20 protein-coding genes are annotated in these 22,303 nt (G+C 74.8%); 4 read left to right on the forward strand and 16 right to left on the reverse strand.

What is annotated here, in order from left to right:
- Positions 1-170 precede the first annotated feature (170 nt).
- The 10 genes from ACFYWL_RS13445 to ACFYWL_RS13490 form a co-directional block, all read right to left on the reverse strand.
- The gene (locus tag ACFYWL_RS13445; RefSeq protein WP_386971635.1) at positions 171-2,465 is read right to left on the reverse strand and encodes a putative bifunctional diguanylate cyclase/phosphodiesterase; all 2,295 of its coding nucleotides are present in this window, start codon (positions 2,463-2,465) and stop codon (positions 171-173) included.
- Positions 2,466-2,586: 121 nt separating this feature from the next.
- Positions 2,587-4,122, reverse strand: a complete 1,536-nt coding sequence (locus ACFYWL_RS13450; RefSeq protein ID WP_386971637.1) for a hypothetical protein — start codon at positions 4,120-4,122, stop codon at positions 2,587-2,589.
- Positions 4,119-5,252: a hypothetical protein gene (locus ACFYWL_RS13455; RefSeq protein WP_386971639.1), complete on the reverse strand. Its 1,134-nt coding sequence runs from the start codon at positions 5,250-5,252 to the stop codon at positions 4,119-4,121. The genes ACFYWL_RS13450 and ACFYWL_RS13455 overlap by 4 nt, the downstream gene beginning before the upstream one ends.
- Positions 5,253-5,263: 11 nt before the next feature.
- Entirely contained in the window at positions 5,264-6,652 is a 1,389-nt protein-coding gene (locus ACFYWL_RS13460; RefSeq protein WP_386971642.1) for an MFS transporter, read from the reverse strand.
- A 168-nt stretch (positions 6,653-6,820) separates the two neighbouring features.
- On the reverse strand, positions 6,821-7,057 hold the full coding sequence (locus ACFYWL_RS13465; protein ID WP_386971644.1) for a hypothetical protein: 237 nt from the start codon (positions 7,055-7,057) through the stop codon (positions 6,821-6,823).
- Positions 7,058-7,064: 7 nt separating this feature from the next.
- A complete protein-coding gene (locus ACFYWL_RS13470; protein WP_386971647.1) occupies positions 7,065-7,298 on the reverse strand; it encodes a zinc-ribbon domain-containing protein in 234 nt (77 codons plus the stop codon).
- 207 nt (positions 7,299-7,505) lie between these two features.
- The gene (locus tag ACFYWL_RS13475; protein WP_386971650.1) at positions 7,506-8,354 is read right to left on the reverse strand and encodes an SRPBCC domain-containing protein; all 849 of its coding nucleotides are present in this window, start codon (positions 8,352-8,354) and stop codon (positions 7,506-7,508) included.
- Positions 8,347-8,907: a helix-turn-helix domain-containing protein gene (locus ACFYWL_RS13480; RefSeq protein WP_386971653.1), complete on the reverse strand. Its 561-nt coding sequence runs from the start codon at positions 8,905-8,907 to the stop codon at positions 8,347-8,349. Before ACFYWL_RS13480 ends, ACFYWL_RS13475 begins: the two co-directional genes overlap by 8 nt.
- Positions 8,908-9,003: 96 nt before the next feature.
- Complete coding sequence (locus tag ACFYWL_RS13485) at positions 9,004-10,347, reverse strand: class I SAM-dependent methyltransferase (RefSeq protein ID WP_386971656.1); 1,344 nt, start codon at positions 10,345-10,347, stop codon at positions 9,004-9,006.
- Positions 10,344-11,741 (reverse strand): FAD-binding oxidoreductase, encoded by a 1,398-nt coding sequence (locus ACFYWL_RS13490; protein ID WP_386971659.1) that lies wholly within the window; start codon positions 11,739-11,741, stop codon positions 10,344-10,346. Before ACFYWL_RS13490 ends, ACFYWL_RS13485 begins: the two co-directional genes overlap by 4 nt.
- 54 nt (positions 11,742-11,795) lie before the next feature.
- Between ACFYWL_RS13490 and ACFYWL_RS13495 the strand changes: the two genes are divergently transcribed.
- Complete coding sequence (locus tag ACFYWL_RS13495; RefSeq protein WP_386971662.1) at positions 11,796-12,080, forward strand: DUF427 domain-containing protein; 285 nt, start codon at positions 11,796-11,798, stop codon at positions 12,078-12,080.
- On the opposite strand, the gene ACFYWL_RS13500 is transcribed toward ACFYWL_RS13495, so the two are convergent.
- Complete coding sequence (locus ACFYWL_RS13500; RefSeq protein WP_386971664.1) at positions 12,002-13,321, reverse strand: MFS transporter; 1,320 nt, start codon at positions 13,319-13,321, stop codon at positions 12,002-12,004. The two genes, ACFYWL_RS13495 and ACFYWL_RS13500, sit on opposite strands and share 79 nt — an antisense overlap.
- A 70-nt stretch (positions 13,322-13,391) precedes the next feature.
- On the opposite strand from ACFYWL_RS13500, the gene ACFYWL_RS13505 reads away from it, so the two are divergent.
- The gene (locus tag ACFYWL_RS13505; protein WP_386971667.1) at positions 13,392-14,366 is read left to right on the forward strand and encodes a GlxA family transcriptional regulator; all 975 of its coding nucleotides are present in this window, start codon (positions 13,392-13,394) and stop codon (positions 14,364-14,366) included.
- Positions 14,367-14,958: 592 nt separating this feature from the next.
- On the opposite strand, the gene ACFYWL_RS13510 is transcribed toward ACFYWL_RS13505, so the two are convergent.
- The 3 genes from ACFYWL_RS13510 to ACFYWL_RS13520 form a co-directional block, all read right to left on the reverse strand.
- Entirely contained in the window at positions 14,959-15,543 is a 585-nt protein-coding gene (locus tag ACFYWL_RS13510; protein ID WP_386971669.1) for a hypothetical protein, read from the reverse strand.
- Between the two features lie 68 nt (positions 15,544-15,611).
- The gene (locus ACFYWL_RS13515) at positions 15,612-17,564 is read right to left on the reverse strand and encodes a VWA domain-containing protein (RefSeq protein ID WP_386971672.1); all 1,953 of its coding nucleotides are present in this window, start codon (positions 17,562-17,564) and stop codon (positions 15,612-15,614) included.
- 1 nt (position 17,565) lies between these two features.
- Positions 17,566-19,029 (reverse strand): magnesium chelatase, encoded by a 1,464-nt coding sequence (locus tag ACFYWL_RS13520; RefSeq protein WP_386971675.1) that lies wholly within the window; start codon positions 19,027-19,029, stop codon positions 17,566-17,568.
- Between the two features lie 186 nt (positions 19,030-19,215).
- Between ACFYWL_RS13520 and ACFYWL_RS13525 the strand changes: the two genes are divergently transcribed.
- Together ACFYWL_RS13525 and mgrA are read left to right on the forward strand one after the other, a co-directional pair.
- Entirely contained in the window at positions 19,216-19,827 is a 612-nt protein-coding gene (locus tag ACFYWL_RS13525) for a cellulose binding domain-containing protein (protein WP_386971677.1), read from the forward strand.
- Between the two features lie 99 nt (positions 19,828-19,926).
- Positions 19,927-20,916, forward strand: a complete 990-nt coding sequence (gene mgrA / locus ACFYWL_RS13530) for an L-glyceraldehyde 3-phosphate reductase (RefSeq protein WP_386971680.1) — start codon at positions 19,927-19,929, stop codon at positions 20,914-20,916.
- A 219-nt stretch (positions 20,917-21,135) separates the two neighbouring features.
- On the opposite strand, the gene ACFYWL_RS13535 is transcribed toward mgrA, so the two are convergent.
- The gene (locus ACFYWL_RS13535) at positions 21,136-21,336 is read right to left on the reverse strand and encodes a DUF397 domain-containing protein (protein WP_386971683.1); all 201 of its coding nucleotides are present in this window, start codon (positions 21,334-21,336) and stop codon (positions 21,136-21,138) included.
- Entirely contained in the window at positions 21,333-22,268 is a 936-nt protein-coding gene (locus ACFYWL_RS13540; RefSeq protein ID WP_386971686.1) for a DUF5753 domain-containing protein, read from the reverse strand. Before ACFYWL_RS13540 ends, ACFYWL_RS13535 begins: the two co-directional genes overlap by 4 nt.
- Between the last annotated feature and the right edge of the window lie 35 nt (positions 22,269-22,303).

Genomic DNA, 22,303 nt, shown 5'->3' on the forward strand with positions numbered 1-22,303 from the left:
GAAGGACCGGTGCCGGCGAGCCGGTGCTGTAGGTCCGGTGCCGGACCGCCACCGCGGGCCGGCCGTCGGCACGGGCCGGAAGAGCACACAGGCCGGGAGACCACGCGGGCCGGGAAAGCACACGGGCCGGGAGAGCACGCGGGCCGGGAGAACACACGGGCCGGGCGGGGTCAGGCCCGGTTGCGGGCCGCCGGAGTGAGGGCGGCGTGCAGGCCGGCGAGGCCGGTGGGGCGGCCGTACCGCCAGCCCTGGCCGTGCACGCAGCCGATCGCGGTGACCGCCTCGTGCTGCTGGTCGGTCTCCACCCCCTCGGCCACCACCGTCAGGTCGAACGCGTCGGCGAGCCGGGTCACCATCTCGACCGTGGCGTACGCGCGGGCGTCCTCGCCGAGCCGGGCCACGAACGACCGGTCGATCTTCAGCTCCGTGGCGGGGATGCGGTGCAGGTAGCTCAGCGACGAGTATCCGGTGCCGAAGTCGTCGATGGCGATGCGGATGCCCAGGTCGCGGAGCTGGCGCAGCCGGTCCAGGACCGCGTCGCTGCCCTCGATGAGGGCCGACTCGGTCAGCTCCAGGGTGAGCGCGCGGGGGGCGAGGCCGGCGCCGGCGGTGGCCGCGGTGACGGTGGCGATCAGGTCGGGCCGCCGCAGGTGGGCGGCGGCGATGTTGACCGCGACGGTGGCGTCCGGGCAACGGTCCCGCCAGGTGGCGGCTGCCCGGCACGCCTCGTGGATCACCCAGCGGTCGATCGGCAGGATCAGCCCGGTCTCCTCGGCCAGCGGCAGGAACCGGGCGGGGGTGAGCAGCCCCAGCCGGGGGTGCCGCCAGCGCACCAGCGCCTCCGCGCTGCGCACCTCGCCGGTGGCCAGGTCGACGATCGGCTGGTACTCCAGGTGCAGTTGTTCCTCGTCGACGGCGCGGCGCAGGTCGGCGATCAGCTCGGCGCGGCCCACCGCCGCCTCCCGCAGCGCATCGGTGCACGTACGGTACGCGGACTTGCCGGCCGCCTTGGCCGCGTACATGGCGATGTCGGCGTCGCGGAGCAGGTCGGTGTGGGAGGCGTGCTGCGGGCCGTACTCGGCGATGCCGATGCTGGCCGAGGGGTGCACGCCGGCCTCCTCCTCGCCGGGCGAGGGTTGCAGGGCGTCGAGCAGCCGTTCGGCCAGGCGCTCCGGGCGGACCTCCCGGTCGCCGTCGACGAGGACTGCGAACTCGTCGCCGCCGAGCCGGGCGACGGTGCCGTCGTCGGCCACGGCCGCCTTCATCCGGGCGGCGATGCTGTTCAGCAGGTCGTCGCCGGTGACGTGCCCGAACCGGTCGTTGACCTGCTTGAAGCCGTCCAGGTCGAGCAGCAGCACGGCGACCGGGGGCCCGTCGCGCAGCGCCCGGCGCAGCCGGCGGGTGAAGGTCAACCGGTTCGGCAGGCCGGTGAGCTGGTCGGTGTAGGCGAGCCGACGCAGCCGGGCGACGAGCCGCAGGTTCTCGTTGGCGGCCAGCCCCTGCCGCAGCGCGAGCACCCCGAGCAGGGCCATCATGCCGACGAAGACCAGGTGGGGGGTCTGCCCGTTGGGCCGGCGGGCCAGCACCACCGCCACGATCGCGCCGCCCACCGGCAGGTACGGCAGGGCGACGCGCCACCACGGCGGCAGCGGCGGCTCGGCGGCCTCCTCGGCAGGGCCCCAGGGCGAGGGCGGCGGATAGTGGGCGGCGACGCCGATCAGCAGGTAGCTCAGCGGCCAGCACACGTCGATCGGATGGCCGGGGGCGTAGCTGCCCTGGGCGAACAGGGAGACGTACGCGGCGTCGGCGACCGCCCGGGTGCCCAGGCTCGCCCCGATCGCGGCGAGGGGCCGCCACATCGAACGGGCCGGGCCGGCCACCGCGACGAGGATGGTCAGCTGCATCAGGTCGAGCATCGGGTAGAGCAGCCCGAAGGTGCGCAGCGGGTCGGCCAGGTCGGCGTCGGCGATGTCCCGGAACACCACCACCCAGCCGATCGGGATGAGGGCGAGCCCGACGATCACCCCGTCGAGCACGGTGCGGGCCCGGCCGACGGCGTTGCGCGACGCGGCGGCGCAGCAGAGCAGCGCGGCGGTGCCGGTGCCGATGCCGAGGGTGAACAGCGCGCCGATGAGCATCGTGTGCGGCAGGGCGTCGTCGCCGAGCCGCTGCACCGTCCACACGGTGCGGCCGAGGGCGGCGAGGCCCATGGTGACCGCGAGCAGCACCCAGAACCGGCGCAGCGGCGTCGGGTGCCGGCGGGCGGCCCGGACGCAGGCGTGGCTGGCCCAGCCCGCCACGGCGATCGCGGTGAGGTCGCTGGCCAGGGCCGCGCCGGGCAGGGCGGCGACCAGCCAGGTCAGCTCGACGAGCAGGATCGCCGCGGCCACCGCGAGCCCGACCCGGGCGGGCCGGGCCGCCCGGGCGGGAGCCGCACGGGCGGGACGTGCGTCGTGGGGCAGCACAGTGTCGTCCGGCTCTCTCTCCTGCGCGCACGGCGAACCACGAAAGCGTAGCCAGCCACCGGGCGGGCCGCCAGGCCGGTGCACAGAGGACGGTGGCGCGGCCCCGGACCGGGGCGACGGGTCAGGCCCACTCCTCCGCCGGGTCGCCGTCTCCCGGCCCGGCGGCGGGGCCGGGGGCTGGATCGGTGGGGACGGAGGCGGCCGGCGGGCCGCCGTGCGTCCACGGGGTCTCCTCCGGGGCGGGGAACGACCCCGCCGGCAGGAACCCGTCCGACAGGGTGGTGAGGCAGAGCCGCTCCCCCACCTCCGGCACCGTGCCCGGCGGGGCGGTCAGCCCCCGGCCCATCCCGCCGGAGAGCTCCAGCACCACCTCGGTCTTGCCGTCGGCCGCCGGGGTCAGGAAGACCACCCGCGCCTTCTGCCCCGGCCGGGCCGGCGAGCACAGCGTCGCGCCGACCGGCACCGCCACCGGCTCGGTGGTCACCACCTGGATGCGGGGGCGCAGCACCGGGCGCTTGCCGGTGTCGTCCACCCGCGCCGGGTCGGCGAGCGTCACGTCGCCGACGAACGCCTCCCCGGTGAGCCGGTGCTCGGCCATCACCAGCGGGTCGTCGTAGGCGCGCTGCACCGCGTAGGAGGCCGCGGCCCGCTCCAGCCGGTGCAGGCGCACGGCCGCCGCCACCGCGCCGTCGCGGCGCGGCTGCGGGCCGCCGCCCGCGTCGACGTGCTCCGCGTGGCCGGTGAAGGCGTCCCGGTCGCCGGCCCAGCGCCCCGCCACCCGCGCCCCTGGCGGCAGGGCGGCCAGCAGCCCCAGGCCGCGCCACACCAGGTCCCAGGTGGGCGCGAGCTGGCCGCGCAGCGCCACCTCCAGCTCCGCGTACGCGGACCGCCGCGTCGCCTCGTCGTCGGCCGCATCGGCGTACGCGGCGATGGCCGGGGCGAGCACCCGGTTGTCGAACTCCGGGTCGGTGGCCGGGCCGGCGGGCGGGCAGCGCGCCGGGTCCTCGGCGCGGGCCGCCGCCTGCGCGCCGGTGAGCCCCGGCGGCGGGTCGAGCCAGCCCAGCACCGCCGGCAGGTGCTGGTCCTCCACCGCGCTCTGCCCGGTGGCCCAGTGCAGGGTCAGCGCGTCGGTCAGCGCCAGCAGCGCCGACGAGCCGGGGTGCTCGGCCCGCTCGGCGAAGAACGTCAGCCAGCGCCCGAGCAGCGACACCGACGGGTGCACCGGGTAGTCGCCGTCGGTGCGGCGGAACCGGGTGGAGCGGCCGAACAGCCGCAGGAACATCACCCCGCCCGGGTTCGGCACGACGAGCTGCGGCGCGTCGACGTACCGGTGCCGCACGTCGCGGCCCCGGTCGACCGCGACCGGCTCCGTGTCGCCCCGGAACGACTCCAGGTGGGGCAGCACGATCCCGGCCAGCTCGGCGGCGAACGCGAACCGCTGGTCGCGGTTGCGCGGCTGCGGCACGATCAGCAGCCGGGGCGCGTCGGGGGCGTCGCCGACCAGCGCCGCGAGGGGTGCGTTCGCCTCGCCCGCCATGGTCAGCGGCACCAGCACCAGCGGCCGGTCCGACAGGTGCAGGTGCCGGACGGTGGCCACCGGCTGCGCCACCCCGGCGGCGAGCGCCTGGGCCTTCGCGAGCGCGCGCAGCGTACTCATGCGGGCTGGCCGGCCAGGGCGTCGGCGCGCAACCGGGCCGCGGCCCGCAGCAGCGCGGCGGCCTCCGCCTGCTCGGGCGCGCCGGGGTCGGCGCCGGAGGCCAGCGCCAGGACCTCGGCCACCGTCGCGACCCCGCCGAGCGCCTCGCGGACGGGCCGGCCCAGCGCGGCCGTCTCGGCGCGGTTCTCGTCGCGGCAGAAGTAGGCCAGCTCGCAGGCCGCCAGGCAGTCCGGCGCGTAGCGGGCCGGCACCGACGACAGCGACCGGCGCAGCCGCTGCGGGTCGGCCGACGGGTCGGCGGTGAAGTCGGCGGGCAGCCGGGCCAGCAGGTCGTCGACGCGGGCCATCCGGTCGAGCTGGCGGCGCAACACCAGCAGTTGCTTGCGCACGTCGACCAGGCTGGCGACGGGCCGGTTGGCGAAGTCGCGCGGGCAGACGAGCACCACGTCGGAGGAGACCAGCTCCGGGGCGTGCCCCTCGGCGGCGAGCAGTTCGCGCAGCGCGAGCACGTAGACGGCGGACTGGATCGCGGCGGCGGCCACCTTGCCCGGGTCGGCCTGCCCGTCGATCACCGGGAACGACTTGATCTCCACGACGTGGAACCGGCCGGCGAGCCGGGCCGCCACCAGGTCCGGTTCCAGGTGCACCCGCTGGCCGGCGACGTCCAGGCCGAGCAGCGGGTGGTCGAACAGGGCGGCCGGGTCGTCGACGCCGGCCGGCGCGGCGGCGGCCAGCGCCGCCCGGGACCGCGCGGCCCGGCCGGGCTGCCCGGGCTCCTGCTCACCGGGCTGGTCGCCCCGGTCCTCCGCGCCCAGGTCCGTCCAGGTCGCCGGGCCGGTCGGGTCCACGCCCAGCCGCTCGGCGACCAGCCGCAGCAACTCGGCCCCGCCGTCGGCCTTGACCTGCGCCTCGAAGGCGTTGCCCCGGGTGATCGCGAAGCGGGACTGCCCGAACCGGGCCGGAAACCCGACCCGCTCCGCCAGCCCCGGCTTGTCGGCCCCCGCGCTGTCCAGCACGGCCCGGCGGTCGCAGCCGGGGTTGCCGGTCAGCGCGGCGATCGTCCGGGCGTTGTGCCGGCGCGGCGCACCGCCGCCCCGGATCTCGGCCAGTCGCCGCGCGGTGCTCGTCACGACACGCCACCTTAGGCGGTCCGCGCCGGTTCGGCGCGGGCCGCGCCGCGCCGGACCAACAAGGCCACCGCGACCGTGGCGACCAGCGCCGCCCCGGCCATCGCCCAGAGCACCGTACGCAGCCCCGAGGTGAAGCCCGGGTCGGCGAGCCGGCCGGCGGTGGTGCTGGCCAACACCGCCCCGACCACCGCGATGGCGATCGTCTCGCTGGCCAACCGGGCGGTGTTGATCATCCCGGAGCCGGTGGCCGCCCGGCCCGGCTCGACGCTGCCGATCGCGATCGCGTCCAGCAGCCCGATCGACAGGCCGATGCCCACCCCCATCGTCAGCAGGGGCCCGGCCAGCGCCGCGGTGCCGCTGCCCGGGGCGATGACGGTGGCCCAGGCCGCCCCCACCGCGACCACCGCCACGGAGCACACGATCACCGCCGGGGCCGGCACCAGCCGGGTCAACGCGCCGCTGAGCAGGGGCAGCACCAGGGTCGGCGCGGTGAGCAGGATCAGCGTGCCGCCGGCCGCGCCGGGGCTCAGCCCGACGACGGTCGTCAGGTACGACGGCAGGTAGACCAGCAGCGGCACCAGCACCGCGACGATGGTGGCCGCCGCCAGGCAGACGCCGACGAACCGGGGGTTCGCCAGCAGGGCCAGGTCGAACATCGGCGCGGCGCGACGGCGCTCCACCCGCACGAAGACGGCCAGCAGGGCCACCGCCGCGACGAAGGCCACCACGATCACCGGGGCGGACCAGCCGAGCTCGGGGCCCTGCACGAAGCCGAAGATGAGCAGCAGCAGCGCGGCCGTGAACGACACGGTGCCGGGCCAGTCGACCCGCCCGGCGTGCGGCTGGCGGGACTCCGGCAGCAGCGGCACGATGCCGAGGACCGCGCAGGCGACCAGCGCCGGGACGACGAACACGGCCCGCCAGCCGAACGCCTCGATCAGCAGCCCCGCGATCGACGGGCCGAACGCGAGGCCGGCGCCGATGGCCGTGCCGAAGAGGCTGAACGCGCGGGCCTGCCCCGCCCCCGGGAACGCGCCGGCCAGCAGGGCGGCGGCGCTGGTCGCGGCGGCAGCCGCGCCGATGCCGGCGAGCACCCGGGCGGCATCGAGCAGCACGATGTCGTCGACGAACGCGCCGGCCAGCCCGGCGGCGGCGAAGAGCGCCAGGCCGGTGGCGTAGACGCGGCGGCGGCCGAGCAGGTCGGCGAGCGCGCCGGTGGCGAGCATGAAGCTGGCGAAGGTGGCGTTGTAGCCGTTCACCACCCACTGCACCCCGGCCAGCCCGGCGTCGAGGTCGCGGCCGATGTCCGGCAACGCGACCGAGGCGCCGGTCAGCGAGATCGGCAACGAGATGGTGGACAGCAGGACGGCGACCAGCACGACCGCCGGATGGTTGCGCACGATTCTCCCCGTTCTTCGCGGCGGCCCCAGCCTAGGTGTCGTGGGCGGGGCGGTGCCGGGTTGGGGCGGAGATCACAGCGCGTCGCCGCAGGCCCAAGGCGGACAGCGGTCGGCGGGCCGGTCAGGGGTCAGGCGGGCCGGTCAGGAGTCAGGCGGGCCGGTCAGGGGTCAGCGGTCGGCGGAGCGGTTCCAGGGCGAGCGGGGCAGGGCGGTGCCGGCCAGCGGGCGGCGGCGGGGCCGGCGGCCCGGGGTGCAGGACGCGCGGGAGGCGGCGCGCGCGGTCGTATCCGGCTCGGGCACGGGCTCGGTCACGGGCTGGGGACCGGTCACGGGCTGGGGCACGGTCTCGGGCTGGTCGCCGGTCAGGGGACGGCGGCCGATCAGCCAGCAGAGGAAGCGGGCCATCGGCGGGTCAGCCGACCGGGAGGCGCGCGGCCTCGGCGGCGGAGATCTCGTGCTGGACGCCGCAAAAGGTGCACTGCTGGACGTGGCGGGTGCGGATCGGGATCAGCGGGACGAAGAAGAGGGTGAACTTCGTCGACCGACGGCTGATCACCTGGGCGGCGTGGTTGCCGCAGTTGCGGCACACCTGCTGCGCCACGCCCGACCGGTCGACCCTGGTGCGGAGCCCGAAGATGAAGAACATCGCCCCGCAGTACCCAGCCGCGCCCGCTTCTGCACCTGCCGATGCCTCATGATCCGTCCACGCGCCGCAGACCCCTGCGAACGGGCGACAAGATCGTGCTCGATCAGGGAAAGAGTGGTGTCGCTCCGAGTCGGAGGCCACTCGATCCGCGATCGAGCACGATCTTCGACCTACGCCTCGGTCGACGCCGCCACCGGATCGGGCACCTCAGGAGACCGGGGTCGGCTCCGGGAGCCAGATCGGCTGCCAGTCGGGCAGCTCGTGGAACCGGACCAGCTCGCCGAGCCCCGAGACCGTGCCGCTCCACGCCCCGTACGGCGGGTTCTGCTCGTCGAAGCCGCTCTGCACGAAGGTGAGCTTGGTCCTGCCCTGCGACTCGGCCAGCTCCCAGGTGGTGACGCCCGTCGGGCCCCAGTCGACCGACATCCGGCGGCCCGGCTCCAGGTCGATGATCTTCGCCGCGTAGCCGGCCTCGAAGCCGCCCATGGCGTACCGGCCGCCGACCCAGGGCTCGATGCCGATCGGGTAGCCGAACCAGGCGCTGGCCTGCGCCGAGTCGGTCAGCGACTCGTACACCTTGGCCAGCGGGGCGGCGATGAGCAGTTCCCCGCGCAGGTCGGCGGACGTGAAGTCGGTGCGCGGCAGGAGCTGGCGGCCCTCCAGGTGGGCGGCCAGGTTGGCGATCGCCAGCGCCCAGTACGTCTGGAGCACGCCCCGGATCGTGCTGCCGCTCATCGCCTCGGCGAAGTCGAAGTGGCTCTGCCGGAGGGTGAGGATCGTCGCGTCACCGTCCGGCTCCAGGGTGAACTCGGTGGTGGTCTCCACCCCGTCGAGCAGCCAGCCGAAGCGCAGCGTCCGCTCGTCGGCGTGCAGCAGCCGCTGGTGCGGGGCGTCGCCCTCGGGGGTGTGGCGCCCCCAGAACGCGTACCGCTGGGGCAGCTCCACCTCGGCGTGCTCGGCCAGCCACACGCGCAGCTCGGCCGGGTCGGTGAGCGCCCGGTGGACGGTCTCGACGGGCGCGGCGAGGCGGGCGCGCAGGGTCATCGGTTCAGTCATGATCTTCTCCCTTGGGATAGCAGGCCACGGCGAGCTTGAAGGCGTCTCCCTCGGCGCCCCCGTAGCGGGTGAACAGGTCTTCCAGTGCGGCGCGCAGGTCGGCCAGGAACTCCTGCCGGCGCTCGGCCGGCACCCGGATCTCCCCGGAGACGCCGATCGACGGCAGCTCGGGGGCCGCCCGGTCCAGCGCCGCGACGTCGGCCTGGACCTCCTCCATGAGGTCGAGCAGGTGGCCGAGGCTCAGCTCGTCGCGGGCCCGGCGCAGCCCGCCGATGCGGCCGACGAGCCGGGGCGAGAGCCAGTAGGAGCGGGCGGCGGCCTGGTAGATGCCCTCGCTGATGCCGCGCACCCTGCGCTCGGACACCTGCTCGGCCAGGCCGGCCGCGACGAGCTGCTTGACGTGGTAGTAGACCCGCTGCGGGGTCTGGCCGAGCCGGGCGGCGACCTCGGTGCAGGTGCCGGGCTCGGCGAGCTGCCGCAGCACCTCGATCCGCTGCGGCTTGAGCAGGGTCTCGGCCTGCGACATCTCTTCGAGGTACAGGACGTCTCTCATGGCAAAACCAGTTTGTACGTACAAAAACTTCTTGTCAATAGGTTCGACGAGAGGGGACGGCCGACGCGGCCGTCCCCTCTCGTCAGCGCCCGCCGGTCAGGCCGACCAGTCCGGCCGCAGCGGGTAGCCGTTCACCCCGCGCGGGCCGTTGCGGGTGGCCAGCACCTGATGGAGCTGGATCTCGTTGCGCTCGAACGCCAGCCGCGACCCTGCCATGTAGAGTCCCCACACCCGGGCGGTGCCCAGGCCCACCTCGGCCACGCACTCGTCCCAGTGCTCGACCAGGTTGCGGCACCAGCCGGCGAGGGTCAGCGCGTAGTGCTGGCGCAGGTTCTCCTCGTGGTGCACCTCCAGCCCCGCGTCGTGGATCTCGCTGATCAGCCGGCCCGGCCCGGCCAGCTCGCCGTCGGGGAAGACGTACCGGTCGATGAACGCGCCCGAGCGGTGCGGGGCCCGGTTGTCGGCCCGGGTGATGCAGTGGTTGAGCAGCCGCCCGCCGGGGCGCAACCGGCCGCCCAGCGCCCGGAAGTAGGCCGGGTAGTTGCGGACCCCGATGTGCTCGGTCAGGCCGATCGAGGAGATCACGTCGAACTGCTCGCGCGGGGCGTCCCGGTAGTCCAGGTGCCGCACCTCGGCCAGCTCCGACAGCCCCTCCCGCTCGATGGCCGCCTGCGCCCACTGCGCCTGCGCCCGGGACAGGGTCACGCCCAGCGCCTGCACGCCGTATTCCCGGGCCGCGTGCCGGACCATGCCGCCCCAGCCGCAGCCGACGTCGAGCAGCCGCATCCCCGGCTTCAGCCCGAGCTTCCCGGCGACCAGGTCGTACTTCGCCGCCTGGGCCTGCTCCAGCGTGTCGTCGGGGCTGCGGAACACGGCGCACGTGTACGTCATCGAGGGCCCGAGCACCAGCTCGTAGAAGGCGTTCGACACGTCGTAGTGGTGGGAGATGGCGGTGCTGTCCCGGGTGCGGGAGTGCCGCAGCCCGTTCACCACCCGCTTCCAGCGCGGCGCGGCCTCCTGCGGCGGGGGCGGCGGGGGCATCAGCCGCTCCCAGCCCAGCCCGCGCACCAGGGCCAGCCCCTCGGCCAGCGACGGCGGGCGCAGCTTCAGCTCGTCCTTGAGCACCCGCAGCGCCTCGTACGGGTCGCCGGGGTGCACGCCGCCCAGCTCCAGGTCGCCGCTGACGTAGGCCCGCGCCATGCCCAGGTCGCCCGGGGCGGTCAGCAGGTAGGACAGGCCCCGCTCGGAGCGGACGGCCAGGGTGATGCCGGCGTCGGCCGGGCCGACGGCGCTGCCGTCGTACCCCGTGATCCGCACCGGTAGGGCCCCGGCCGTGACGGCACGGACCACATCGGCCACGGTCGGGGTCGCGCGCCGGCCCCCGGCCGGCGGGACGGACGGGACGTCGGCCGCCCCCTGTTCTCGGTCAATCAGGCTCATTTTCGCGCTACCGCCTTCTCGTAAAGTCCGGTGAGCCGGTGGTCCGGGTCGTAACGGTCCTTCACCGCGCGCCAGGTGTCCCCGCCGTAGAGCCGGTCGAACGCCTCGCGGTCGTAGTACGCGTCCGAGTAGAGCGACTTGTGGCCGCCCGCGTCGGACACCGCGCGCTCGACCAGCCGGTTGACGTCGCCGTCGGCGGCGCCCCCGGTGATCGGCACGGTCCCCCAGAAGCCGATGTTGACGTAGTTCTGGCCGGGCCGCAGCGGATATAGCGGCCAGGCCCGCGCCGAACCGGGGCCGGTCGGCTCGCGCAGCCGCAGCGGGCAGAGCCAGACCGGGGACATCCGCACCTCGCGGGCGAACCAGCGCAGGAAGCCGGCCGTGCCCTCCAGGGGGATCTCCACGTCCTGCACCACCCGCTCGCGGGCCGGCTGGCCGCGCAGCCGGTCGATGCGGGCCGCCACCTGGTGCCGGTGCTCCAGCCGGACGAGGCGGTGGTAGACGTCGCTGCGCCGCAACCGGGCAGGCCAGAGCCTCCGCACGACCGGGTGCTGCGCGCCGAACGCCGCCGAACACCAGAACCAGTCGGTGTCCCAGCGCCACAGGTAGTCGTGGGTGGTCAGCCAGTCGCGGGTGCGCCGGGGCAGCGAGCGGTAATAGATGCCCTGGCCGGTGTAGTCGCTTACCCGCGGCGCGTCGTCGGTGAAGGTCGCCAGCACGAGGTACGCCTCGCCGGGGCTGAACATCACCCCGTCCATCGCGTCGACCGGCTCGCCGGCCCAGGAGCCGGTGGCGGTCACCTCGCCGATCGCGTCGGTCAGCGCGTCGAGGTCGGTGAAGCGGACGTTGCGCAGGGCCACGTACGTGCGCACCGGGGCGAGCTCGATGCGCAGCCGGGTGGCGTAGCCGAGGCTGCCCAGCGAGTTGGGGAAGGCGGCGAAGAGGTCGGCGTGCTCCCCGTCGGGCCGGGCGGTGACGATCTCGCCCGCGCCGGTGAGGACGTCCAGCTCCAGGACGGACTCGTGCGGCAGGCCGTGCCGGAACGAGGTGGACTCGATGCCGAGCCCGGTGACCGCGCCGCCCAGGGTGATGGTGCGCAACTGCGGCACCACCAGCGGCATCAGCCCGTGCGGCAGGGTCGCGGCGACCAGCCGCTCGTAGGTGCACATGCCCTGCACGTCGGCGGTGCGGGCGACCGGGTCGACGTCGATCACCCCGCCGAGGCCGCTGACGTCCAGGCCGGGGACGCTCGGGGCGGATCGCGGGCGGAACAGGTTGGAGGTGCGTTTGGCCAGTCGGACGGTCTCGCCGGCGGGCACCGCGGCATACGAGCGCCGCAGCAGTTCCACCGCTCCGTCGTGGTCAACTGCATGATCCACACGGCCTGCGCGCATGAGATCACTGTACGCGCGAACGATCGTTCCGGTGGGGACGCTACCGTGGGGCGCATGCCGAAAGCCGTCTGGAACGACCTGGTGATCGCCGACAGCGACGACACGGTGGTGGTCGAGGGCAACCACTACTTCCCGCGCGCCGCCCTGCGCGACGACGTGCTCCGCGACTCCGCGACGCACACGTTCTGCCCGTGGAAGGGCACCGCCTCCTACTACTCCCTGGAGCACGACGGGCGCAGCAGCGCCGACGCCGTCTGGTACTACCCGGACCCGTTGCCGGCGGCCGAGATGGTGCGCGACCGGGTGGCGTTCTGGAAGGACGTCTCGGTCGTCGGCTGAGCCGCCGCGCGCCGGCGCAGCAGCAGGGAGAGCCCGGCCGCGCCGATCGACAGCGCGCCCGCGACGTACCAGGCCGCGGCATAGTCGCCGAGCCGGTCGCGGACCAGGCCCGCCCCGGTCGCGGCGAGGGCCGCGCCGAGCTGGTGGGCGGCGAAGACCCAGCCGAAGACCACCGCGCCGGACGCGCCGAACCACTCCCGGCACAACGCCACCGTCGGCGGGACGGTGGCCACCCAGTCCAGGCCGTAGAACACGACGAAGACCAGCATGCTCGGCTCGGCGGTGCCCGCGAAGAGGCTGGGCAGCACCAGCAGCGACGCGCCGCGCAGCGCGTAGTAGGCGCCGAGCAGCAGCCGCGCGTCGAACCGGTCGGTGAGCCAGCCGGAGGCGATCGTGCCGACGATGTCGAAGAGCCCGACCAGGGCGAGCAGCCCGGCGGCGGTGGTCTCGGCCATGCCGTGGTCGTGCGCCGCCGGCACGAAGTGGGTGCCGACCAGGCCGTTGGTGGTCGCGCCGCAGATCGCGAACCCGCCGGCGAGCAGCCAGAACGGCCGGGTCCGCGCGGCGGCGGCCAGCACGCCGACCGCGCGGGCCGCCGCGCCGCCGGTGGGCGGCGCGGGCGCGACCACCTCCGCCGCGCCGTAGGCGGGCACGCCGAGATCCGCCGGGTGCTCCCGCAGCAGCCACCCCACCAGGGGTACGACCGCCAGCGCGGCCCCGGCGACGACGAGCGCCGCCGTGCGCCAGCCGTGGTCGCGGACGAGCACGGCGACCAGCGGGAGGAAGACGAGCTGGCCGGCGGCCCCGCCTGCCGTCAGCACCCCGGTCACCAGGCCCCGCCGCGCGACGAACCAGCGCCCGGTGACGGTCGCCACGAAGGCCAGGGCCATCGACCCGGTGCCCAGCCCGACCAGCACGCCCCAGCACAGGACGAGCTGCCAGCTCGCCGTCATGAAGACCGTCAGCCCGCTGCCCAGGGCCACCAGCACCAGCGCGGCGGCCACCACCCGGCGGATGCCGAAGCGGTCCATCAGGGCGGCGGCGAAGGGGGCGGTGAGCCCGTAGAGCAGCAGGTTGACCGAGACAGCGGCGGAGACGGTGGCCAGCGGCCAGCCGAACTCGGCGTGCAGCGGGTGCAGCAGCACCGACGGGGTGGCGCGGAAGCCGGCCGCGCCGACCAGCGCGACGAAGGCGACGGCCGCCACGGCCCAGGCCGGGTGGAGACGACGGGTACGGGTCACGAACCGAGTCTCGGGCCCCGACCGCCCGACGACGAGTGGCCAGAATGCCATGGTGCGCAATAATCGGGCCATGACGTTCGTCCCGCACCGGGTCGCGGTGCTCGCCGTGGACGCAGTGGTCGGGCTCGACCTCGGCACCCCCGCCCAGGTCCTCGGCGCAGCCCGCACCCCCGACGGCGACCCCCTGTACGCGGTGGACGCCTGCACGGCGGGCGGACGCCCGGTCCGCAGCACCGCCGGCTTCCAGGTGCTGCCCGACCACGGGCTGGAGCTGGTCGCCGCCGCCGACACGGTGGTCGTGCCCGGGGTGCACGGCGGCGGGCCGATGACCGACGGCACGGTGGACCCGGCCGTGGCGGCGGCGCTGCGCGCCGCCCATGCCCGGGGCGCCCGGGTCATGTCGATCTGCACCGGCGCGTTCGTGCTCGCCGCCGCCGGCCTGCTCGACGGCCGGCGGGCCACCACCCACTGGGCGTACGCGGGGCTGTTCCGCCGGCTGCACCCCGGGATCGAGCTGGACCCGGAGGTGCTCTTCATCGACTCCGGCGACGTGCTCACCTCCGCCGGGGTCGCCGCCGGGATCGACCTGTGCCTGCACGTCGTGCGCACCGACCACGGCAGCGACGTGGCCAACCGGGCGGCCCGGCGCTGCGTGGTGCCGCCGTGGCGCGACGGCGGGCAGGCCCAGTACATCGAGCGCCCCGTCCCCCGCGACCCGGCCCACGGCACCGCCGCCACCCGCGAGTGGGCCCGGCAGCGGCTGCACGAGCCGGTGGCCCTGCGCGACCTGGCCGCGCACGCCCGGATGAGCGTGCGCACCTTCACCCGGCACTTCCGCTCGGAGACCGGGCTCAGCCCGGCCCAGTGGCTGCTCCAGCAACGCACCGACCACGCCCGGCTGCTGTTGGAGACCACGGACCTCAGCGTCGAGCAGGTGGCCCGCCGGTCCGGCTTCGGCACCGCCACCGCGCTGCGCCAGCGCCTGCACGGGCGGGTCGGCGTCTCCCCGTCGGCGTACCGCAGAGCCTTCCGAGCCCGCGCCTGACCCGCCCCCCGCCGCACCACCCCTGCCGCCCTGCTCCCTGCCACCCTGCGCCCTGCCCGCCCTGCGGCTTCGCCGCGCCGGGGCCCCACCACCCCACGGGCCCTCCCATTCCACCGGCCCCGGCGACGGCGACGGCGACGGCGCGTCTTGCGGCGCACCGATTACCTTCCGTGATGCCTTCGCCGCCGCGCGCTCGCCGCGCCGGTCTGACGCTGCGTCACCCTCCTCCCGCCTCGCCCCACCCATTCCTTCCCCTTTGCTCTGCACCCACTCACGCAACACGGCGGTCGACCTGGGCCCACGCGCAAGGCGTGGGCCTTCGGCGAGGTCGGGCCGATCGCGCTGCGTGAGCGTTGCGTATGCGGGTGCAGAGCAAAGGGGTGGGCGCGGGTGGTGCGGGCCCCGGCGGCTGCGGTTGCGGTGCGTCACCTCTCGGCGCTGAGCGAGTGTGGAGGGTGCGGTGTGGGTGGCCGGGGGCGTGTCCGGCTCGGCTCTCGCACGCGGCTGCGGGCCAGCCGAGCCGGCGCTGCCGGGCTGCTGACCCAGCCGAGCCGGCGCTGCCGGCGTTGCCAAGCCTGCCGGCGTCGACGAGTCAGGCGCGGTGGGCGTGCAACTGCGGGCGCAGGGCCCGGAGCTGGGCCAGATGCTTCGGCAGGTGGACCCGGGCGTGCAGGTCGAGGGTGCGGGCCCAGGGCAGCGTCTCGTCGACCCGCAGGTCGACGTCCTCGTGTAGCCGGGTCTCGACCGGCGTCTGCGCCGCCGGGCCCAGCCGGTCGACCAACGCGCAGAACCGGCTGCTGGTCGCCCGCAGCCGGTCGGCCAGCCCACCCAGCGCCGCCGGGCCGCCCAGCGCCGCCGGGCCGCCCAGCGCCGCCGGGCCGCCCAGCACCGCCGGGCCCTCCGACGCCGCCGACCCGACGCCGCCCGTCTCCGGGCCGGCGTACTCGGCGACGAGGGCGTCGAGCTGCGGGCGGTGGATGGCGTCCAGGTCGTAGTACGCGAACGGGGAGCCGGCGAGCACCGCCTCGGTCGCCTCGCTCATCAGCTCGTCGTTGGCCACCAGGTGCGCCACGATCTGCTCGGCGCTCAGCTCCCCGTCGGCGGGCGGCTCGAATCCGCCGGCTGCCAACTCGGCGAGCACCTCGGCGTACGCCCGCCGCAAAGCCTCGCTGTCCACCGTCCCAGTCAACCCCGACGCCGGCCCGGCCGGGCAGCGCTACCGCGCCCGGGTCACCCGGACGGGGCTCAGCGGCGGCCCCGACGGGCGCGCAGGTAGTCGCTGACCACGTACTCGCCGAGGTCGTCGAGGTCGGGGGTGAACATCCGGCCCCGGGACCGGCGGGCCACCGCGTCGACGAAGCGGCGCAGGCCGGGATCCTCGCCGAGCATGAACAGGTTGAGCATCGCGCCGGCCCGGGTCAGCCGGTCCACTTCCCGGATCGTCGCCTCGATCGTCTCGGACAGCGGCGGCCAGTGGAAGTATGCCTCCCCGTCGTCGGGGTCGAGGTGGGCGGTGGGCTCACCGTCGGTGACCACGAGGACCACCGGCTCCGCGCCCGGGTGCCGGCGCAGGTGCCGCCCCGCCAGGCGCAACGCGTGCTGGAGGTTGGTGCCCTGCTGCAGGTCCGGCTCGACGGCCGCCAGCTCCGCCTGGGTCAGCGGCGCCGCCTGCCGGCCGAACCCGATGATCTGGAGCGCGTCCTGCGGGAAGCGGGTCGCCATCAGATGCGACAGGGCCAGGGCCGTCTGCTTCATCGGCCCCCACCGCCCCTGCGAGATCATCGAGTACGACAGGTCCACGCACAGCGCGACCGCCGCCGAGGCCCGGCGCTCCGTCTCCGCCACCTCGAAGTCCTCGGCGGCGAGCTGGACCGGCACCGCCGGCACCGCCCGGCGGACCGCCCGGTGCAGGGTGCGCACCACGTCGATCGGCTGCTCGTCGCCGTACTCCCACTGCCGTGACGCCCCGCTGACCTCGCCGGCCGCGCCCGCCGTACGCAGGTCGTGCTGGCCGCGCGGCCCGGCCGTCAGGTCGGCGAAGACCTGGCGCAGCGCGGTGCCGGCGAGGCGGCGCAGCGCCTTGGGGCTCAGCGTCAGCCCGTCGGCGTCCCGGGTCACCCAGCCCTGCCGGCGCAGTTCCCGCTCCAGCTCCCGCAGCCGGCGCACGTCGTCGGCGGCGTCGCGGCCCAGCGTCCGGGCCACCGCCTCGACGTCCACGTCGTCCAGGGTCGCGCCGGGATGCTCCTGGTCCAGGGCGTCGAGCAGCTCGTCCAGCTCGGCGATCTCGGCGAGCGCGCCGGCCGCCTCGCCGTAGCCGAGCGGCTGCTCGCCGCGCACCCGTTCGCCCCCGCCCCGGTGCAGGTCGGGGCGCAGCGCCCGCAGGTTCGCGTCGAGCGCGGCCAGCTCGCCGGCCAGGCGTTCGCCGAGGGACTCGCGCATCAGCCCCGCCAGCTCCTCGCGCTGCCGGTCCGACAGCGACCGCATCAGCCGCTCCCCGGCCGCCGCCCGCCGGGCCAGCACGTCGACCAGTTCGTCGACGTCCCTCGGCTGCTCCGGGAAGAACTCGCCGTGGCGGCGCATGAACTCGGCGAACGCGTCGGTGGTGTCCTCCGACCGGGCGTGCCGGGCCAGCAGCTCGTTGAGGTCGCGCATCATCTCCGCGAGCTGCCGCTGGGCCTGCGGGTCGGCGGCGGCCCGCGCCGCGTCGCGCAGGCCGGCGAAGCGCTGCTCCAGCACGTCGCCCCGCAGCCCGTCGAGGATCCGCCGGTACGCCTGCCGGGCCTCGTCGCTGGCCCACTCGTAGCCCGCCAGCTCCCGCACGGCGCGGGCGGTGGACCGGGGCAGGTTGTCCAGCACCGCCTCGGCGAAGCGGGCCGCCTCGTCGTCGCGCCCGCGCAGCTCGTCCCGCTCGGCGGCGAGGGCCTGGTCGAGCAGCGCCCGGGCCCTCGTGACCGCCCCGTCCAGGTCGCCCCGGCGCAGCGCCTCGCGGCGCAGCCGCCGCGCCCGGGCGGCGAGGTCGTCGAGGCCGCTGCGCCCCTGCGGGCCGCGCCGCAGCAGGTCGCGCAGCGCCTCGCGGAGGTTGCCGCCGGCCAGCACCTCCGCGCCGACCGAGTCGACGGCGGCCCGCACGTCGTACGGCGGGGCGAGCGGGTCGGGGCCGCCGCGCCACTGGCCGTACCGGAACCGGTTGCCGGCCACGTCAGCCCCGGCCGCCGTAGACGGTGCGCCCGGAGTCGGTGACGTCCTTGCCCAGCCGGCGGGTCAGGTGCAGCCCCTCCAGCACGAACTCGACGCCGGCCGCCGCCTGCTCCGGCGTCGGCGCGTCGCCCAGCCCGAGCCGGTCGAGGGCCTTGGCCAGCCCGGGCACGGTGCCGACCTGCCGCAGCAGCTCGGCCGAGGAGACCAGTTCGCCGGTCTCCACGACCCGGCCGTCGTCGACCAGCGCGGTGAAGCCGGACAGGTCCAGCCCGGCGAGCCGGGCCCGGAACGTCTCGGCGGTCGCGGTACGCAGCAGGTGGGCGAGGATCTCGACCTCCCGCCCGTCCTCGCCGCTCTCGAACTCGACCTTGCCGCGCAGCGTGGAGGTCACCGACACCGCGTCGCCGACCCGGGCGACGGGCGTCTCCTCGCGTACCCCGTTGGAGGTGGCATCGGCCGCGAGCAGGCCGGAGCGGCGCAGCGCGGCGGCGGCGACGGTCTCGGCGGCGGCGATCGCGAACCGGGCCGACACGCCGGAGCGCTGGTCGACCGACGGGGATTCGCGCACCGCGCGGGCGAACCGGGCCAGCACCTCCAGCACGTGCTGCGGCACCTCGGCGACCAGGTCGGCCTCCTGCCGGATCAGGGCCAGCTCCAGCTCCAGGCCGAGCGGGTAGTGGGTGTGGATCTCCGCGCCGAAGCGGTCCTTGAGCGGGGTGATGATCCGGCCCCGGTTGGTGTAGTCCTCCGGGTTGGCGCTGGCCACCAGGAGCAGGTCCAGCGGCAGCCGAAGCTGGTAGCCGCGCACCTGGATGTCGCGCTCCTCCAGCACGTTGAGCAGCGCCACCTGGATGCGCTCGGCCAGGTCGGGCAGCTCGTTGACGGCGAAGATGCCCCGGTTGGTGCGCGGCACCAGCCCGAAGTGGATGGTCTCCGGGTCGCCGAGGGTGCGCCCCTGGGCGATCCGGATCGGGTCGACGTCGCCGATCAGGTCGCCGACGCTGGTGTCGGGGGTGGCCAGCTTCTCGCCGTAGCGCATGCTGCGGTGCAGCCAGGCGACCGGCAGGTCGTCGCCGGCCTCGACGGCCAGGGCGCGGGACGCGGGGGTGAGCGGGTGCATCGGGTGCTCGTTGAGCACCGAGCCGGCGATGACCGGGGTCCACTCGTCGAGCAGCGCCACCAGGGAGCGGATCAGCCGGGTCTTGCCCTGGCCGCGCTCGCCGAGCAGCACCATGTCGTGTCCGGCGAGCAGCGCCCGCTCGACCTCGGGCAGCACCGTGTCGTCGTAGCCGACGATGCCGGGGAAACGGTCCCCGCCGGCCCGCAGCCGGGCGAGGAGGTTGTCGCGGAGTTCCTGCTTGACCGTGCGGTAGCGGTGCCCGGCGGCCCGCAGCGCGCCGAGGGTGGCGGGCAGGTCGGCGGGCGGGACCGGGAGAACCTGGTTGGGCTCAGTCACCCGACCCACGCTAGCGCGGCCGTGTTGCAAGGAGGGGCCCCCTGTTAACGCATTCTGTAGAGGAAGGGCCCCTTCCTAACCGCCGTGGATGGCGGGACCGGCCCGACGAGACGGATCGGCGATTGACAACTCCATAGGTGGACATCGATCGTTGGAGCGCTCCCAGCCACCGACTCCGCCCCCGGAGGCACCGCCATGAACCGTCCGCGCCCCAGATTCCGTCCCGGCCTGCTGGTGCTGGCCGGCGCGCTGCTGCTCGCGCCCGTCGCCCCGGGCCTCGCCCCGGCCGCCACGGCGGCCGAGGCGGCGGGAGCAGCCGGAGCCGCCGCCCCGCCCGCAGTGACGCCGGCCTGGACGCCGGCTCCCCCGACACCAAGCACGACGCCGATGAGCCCGGGCCCGACGCCGACGTCGACCTCGACCGCGCCGCACCCGACCGACTCACCGACCCCCACGCCGACGTCGTCCAACCCGACCGACCCCCCGAGCCCCACGCCGACGACCACTCTCCGCTGCTCGGCAACGTGGCGGCTGGTCAGCGACTGGCCGGGGGCCTTCCACGCCGAGGTGACGGTGCGCAACACCGGCACCTCGCCGATGGCCCGCTGGGCGGTACGTCTGACGCTCCCCGAGGGCCAAGACGTACGCGACATCTGGAACGCCACGATCTCCTCGACCATCGACGACGTGGTCACCATCAGCAACACCGGCTGGAACGGCCGGATCGGCCCCGGGGCCGACGCCATCTTCGGGCTGATCGGGACGGGCCCCGCCGCGACGCCCACGCTGAGCTGCATCGCCGTCTGACGCTGAGCTGCATCGCCGTCTGACGGCCGCCCGGCGGCCGGGGCAGCGCCGACAAGTTGCCCCTGTCCCGGCCACCGGCGCGGGGATAGGGTCGAAACCGTGACCTACCTTGCCTCGGACGAGCGCTACCAGACGATGACCTATCGGCGCAGCGGGCGGAGCGGGCTGCGGCTGCCGGCCGTGTCGCTCGGGTTGTGGCACAACTTCGGGCCGGACCGACCGTACGAGCGGCAGCGGGACATCGTCCGGCGCGCCTTCGACCTCGGCGTCACCCACTTCGACCTGGCCAACAACTACGGCCCGCCGCCCGGATCGGCGGAGGAGAACTTCGGCCGGATGCTCGCCACGGACCTGAAGCCGTACCGGGACGAGCTGGTCATCTCCAGCAAGGCCGGATACGACATGTGGCCCGGCCCGTACGGCGAGTGGGGCTCCCGCAAGTACCTGATCGCCTCGCTGGACCAGTCGCTGCGCCGGATGGGGCTGGACTACGTCGACATCTTCTACTCGCACCGGTTCGACCCGGACACTCCGCTGGAGGAGACGATGGGCGCGCTGGACGCGATCGTCCGCTCCGGCAAGGCCCTCTACGTCGGCATCTCCAACTACGATTCGGAGAAGACCGAGCGGGCCGCCGCGATCCTGCGGGACCTCGGCACGCCGCTGCTGATCAACCAGCCGTCGTACTCGATGCTCGACCGCTGGACCGAGCGCGACGGCCTGCTGGACACGCTGGAGCGGGTGGGTGCCGGCTGCATCGCGTTCAGCCCGCTCGCCCAGGGGCTGCTCACCGACCGCTACCTGGGCGGCATCCCCGAGGACTCCCGGGTGCGCACCAGCGTCTTCCTCAACGAGAGCGACCTCGACGAGCAGAGGATGGCCACGATCCGGGCGCTCGGCGGGGTGGCGGCGCGGCGCGGGCAGTCCCTGGCGCAGCTCGCGCTCGCCTGGGCGCTGCGCGACCCGCGCATGACCAGTCTGATCATCGGCGCGAGCAGCGTCGCCCAGCTTGAGGCGAACATCGCCGCCCTGGACAACCTGGACTTCACCGCCGAGGAGCTGGCCGAGATCGACGGCCACCTCGGCTGAGCGTCACCACCCGGGTCGAGAGGGCGGGGCGCGGTCGGAAACGGGAGATCTTGGAAGCAAAGGGCCCCTCTAGGGGCCGGATTCTTCCAAGATTCACCCCGATTTGCCGCTCGTCGGCGCGCTCGCGGGTCCTGGGAACCGCCTGCCCTTTTACCGCACCTGGACAAGAAGCCAGGGCTGGAGGGAGGGCGGCTCAGGGTGCGGGCAGGAGCTGATTCGTCAGCTCGCCGCGCCAGCCTTGAGCGTCGTCAGGAAGCTGGACCAGGAGCCACCGTCGAAGGCGAGCGTCGGGCCGGTGCGGTCCTTGGTGTCGCGGACGTCGACCGCGCCGCCGACGAACCGCACCTCCACGCAGTTGGCGTTGTTGGAGCTACGAGAGGACTTGAACCAGCCCTCCCCGGAGTTGTACGACGGACTCACGTCATCTCCTTGGCGATCTGGCGAATCAGGTCAATCGAGTCTTCGGAGCGTAACGCGCGCTCGCAGGCTTCCTCGAAGGTCACCTGGTAGTCGTTCACCCGCGTGGATTGATCAATGATGTCGATGGAGGTCAGTACCTCCTGCCAGACCAGGTCAGGCAGCCTTGGCGACGCGAACGACAGGATCTGGAAGGAGCCGCCCAGCGCAGGATGCGCCCCGGCGGCGAAGGGCAGCACGCGGATGTCGATCTGCCCAGGCCGCTCGGTCGCCATCTCGATTAGGTGCTCAAGCTGTGCCCTCATCACAGCCGGGCCGCCCACCTGCTGGCGCAACGCGCCCTCGCCGAGCAACGCCGCTACTCGGATGGGGTGCTCGGTGTGGAGTCGCGCCTGCCTGGCCATCCGGGCTGCCACCCGCCGCTGCACCTCGGTGAGCCGAATGGTGGTGGTCCCGCCAGAAATGACCGCTCGGGCGTACCCCTCGGTCTGCAACAGGCCGGGCACCAGCTCGCTGTCGTAGAAGCGGATCTCCTCGGCCCCGGCCTCGTAGCCGAGGAAGCGGATGAACTCGGCCGGGAAGAGCTGGGAATACTCGTGCCACCAACCGCGCCGGCTCGCGCCGATGCGCAGCTCCTCCAGCTCTGCCGCCTCCTCCGGCTCCAGCTCGTAGACATCGATGATCTGGGCCAGCCGGGCAGCGGGGAGTTTCACCCTGCCCGCCTCCACTCCCGAGACATACGTCTGGATGATGCCGATGGCGCGACCGGCTGCCGCTGCGGTCAAGCCGATCTCCTCGCGGCGCTGACGCAGCCGCAGTCCCAGTTCCCAGGCTTGCACGACCGGCGACGGCTCCACGCGGGCCGACGATCCGCGCGGTCCCGTTGCACTCGATGACGTGGCGGGCATTGCCTCTGCCTCTCCCTCGAAGAACACCCTTAGTATTCTCATCACCACTCTTGATAGCAAGA

It is taken from the genome of Micromonospora sp. NPDC002575, assembly GCF_042889525.1.
GTDB lineage: Bacteria > Actinomycetota > Actinomycetes > Mycobacteriales > Micromonosporaceae > Micromonospora > Micromonospora carbonacea.